Genomic DNA, 2,521 nt, shown 5'->3' with positions numbered 1-2,521 from the left:
TCGGCAGTGCGGGACATCGCCTCGCGGACCGAGGTGAGGATGCGCAGGCAGCTGTCGAAGGTCCAGTCGTGGAGGACGTTCTTGAGGAGGTAGAGGTCGCCGCCGTCGGGGACGGATTCGAAGATGTCGCTGGGCTGGAAGCTCACACGGGAGCTGACCTCGGGGCCCCTGGACTCCGCCAGTTCCCGTGCGCCGCGTTCGCACACACTGGCGCGGTCGGCGCAGATGCCGTTGAGGTGGGGGTGTGCGGCGACCAGGCCCGAGACCATGCCCGCGCCGCCGCCGCCGACGTCCACGACGGTCTTGACGTCGGAGAAGTCGCGGTGGCGGGCGAGGACGGCCGCGGCCGGGCGGGACAGCTCTGCCATCGCACGGTCGAAGATGCCTGCCGTGTCGGCGTTCTCCTCGAGCTCGAGGTACTCGTACAGCGACATGCCGAAGGCGGCGCGGAAGCCCGACTTGCCCGTCTGCACCGTCTCGAACATGGCGCCGAAGGCATCGTCGTAGGTCTCGGCCATCAGGATGCTGTAGTTGCGCATCGACCAGGGGTGGTCCGCGCGCAGTGGGGCGAACTTCTCCGTGAGGAGGTAGCGGCCCTCCTCGTCCCTTTCGAACACCCCCCAGAAGGTGAGCATCTGCATGAGCCTGCGCAGCACCTTGAGGTCCGAGTCGGTCTTGTCGGCGATCTCCTCGTCGGACAGCGCCTGGTCTGCTGTCAGGTCCGCGATGCCGAGCCTGGCCGCGACGGCGAGCGCGCGGGAGAACCAGCCGCCTGCGGCCAACCGCGTGACATGCATGTGGTTCATCTCGTTGCGGTAGGCTTCGATTTCACCAGTTGACATGCCCTGAGTCATGGCGACCTTTCATTGTTCGAAGGCGAACACGGTCGCAGTCGCAATGCAGCCGCCGTGTCGATTTCGTTGATTCCGCGTTTCAGACGCGTCCACGATTTATATCCCAGACCCGCCCCGTATTCACACCCCAGACCGCGCCCGGTCGACACCCCAGGGCCCGGTTCAGCCCTCGTCCCAGACCACCGGGAGCTCGCGCACGCCGAACACGCTCATATTGGCGCGCAGAGGAACCTCATCGGCCGGGACAGCGAGTCGCAGGTTCGGGAACCGGGCGAACAGCGCCGGGAACGCGACCCCCAGCTCGACCCTGGCCAGTTGCTGGCCGAGGCACTGGTGGATGCCGTGCCCGAACGCCAGATGCCCGCCCGCCTGCCGGAGCACGTCGAGCGCGTCCGGATCGGCGAACCGCTCGTCGTCGCGGTTGGCGGCCTCGATCGACACCGTCACCGACTCGCCCGCCTTGATCAGCCGGCCGTCCAGCTCGACGTCCTCCAGCGCCGAGCGCACCGCCCTGGGCGCGACGGACAGGTAGCGCAGCAACTCCTCCACCGCGGCGTCCCACCGGCTCGGGTCGGCGCTCAGGGCGGCCAGCTGCTCCGGGTTGCGCAGCAGGGCGAACGTGCCGAGCCCGAGCATGCTCGCCGTCGTGTCCAGCCCGGCGACCAGCAGCAGCACGCTGAGCCCGGCGAGTTCGCCGTCGGTGAGGTCGGTCTCGGTCAGATCGGACAGCAGGTCATCGGTGGACTTGGTGCGCTTGGCCAGCACCAGCTCGCGCATGTACCGGTAGAGCGCCTGGAACGCCATGCCCACCTCCTCGGGCCTGCCGTCCTGGGTGAGCGCCATCTGGGTGTGCCGCTGGAAGGTGTCGTAGTCCTCGAACGGCACGCCGAGCAGCTCGCAGAGCACCAGCGCCGGGACCGGCTGCGCGAACAGCGTCCACAGGTCGACGGGACCGCTGTGCGCGGCCAGCACGTCCAGCTGGTCTCGGGTGATCTGCTCGACCCGCTTGGTCAGCAGCCGCATCCGGCGCGCGGTGAACTTGCCGACGAGCAGTTGCCGGAACCGGGTGTGCTCCGGCGGGTCGATGCCGGTCATGTCGCCGGTCGGCGCCGCGTCGTTGCCGCCGGGGCCGGCCATGCCGGAGATGGGGTTGTGGATCAGCTCGTGCCGGGAGCTGAACCTCGGGTCGGAAAGCACGGCGCGCACCACCGCGTACCCGGTCGCCAGCCAGCCGACGTGCCCGTCCGGGTACACCATCCGGCGCAGCGGGCGGCCCGTCCGCTGCGCGGCGGGCGAGTCGAACGGGCAACGGACGTCGCGCTCCGTCGGCAGCGCGGTCAGCAGGTCGTCGTGCTCGGTGTTCGTCAACTTCGATCATCCCTTCGACTGTCGCGCCAGGGCGGCTTTCCACCCGGCACGACTGGATTTCGATGATTCCGACGGCATCGGAGTCGGGTCAGCGCGAACGGCGGTGACGCTCCGAGCGGTGGGAGACGCCGGGCGGGGCGGGAAGCGGCATCGGCGGGGCCGGGCTTCGCGCCGGGGCGGTCGTCAGAAGTGCAGCCGCATGGGCCGCGGGAAGAGAGGGTGTGGCGTTCTGGAGCGGAACCGTGCCGTGCGCGACGGGGTGGCCGCGCACGGCAACGTCGATCGTGGGGGGTCAGGGG

The 2,521-nt window shown here is 69.6% G+C and carries 2 protein-coding genes; both read right to left on the bottom strand.

Going from position 1 to position 2,521, the window contains the following annotated elements:
* The coding region (locus VN520_RS12645) for a methyltransferase (protein ID WP_325746985.1) at positions 1-842 on the bottom strand (842 nt) is incomplete at its 3' end.
* Between the two features lie 174 nt (positions 843-1,016).
* Complete coding sequence (locus VN520_RS12640; protein ID WP_325746984.1) at positions 1,017-2,222, bottom strand: cytochrome P450; 1,206 nt, start codon at positions 2,220-2,222, stop codon at positions 1,017-1,019.
* Positions 2,223-2,521: the final 299 nt, after the last annotated feature.

Origin of the sequence: Streptomyces sp. (genome assembly GCF_035563135.1) — a bacterium.
Lineage (GTDB): Bacteria > Actinomycetota > Actinomycetes > Streptomycetales > Streptomycetaceae > Streptomyces.
The sequence above is the reverse complement of the archived record's forward strand: the minus strand, read 5'-3'. Positions and strand labels throughout refer to the sequence as shown.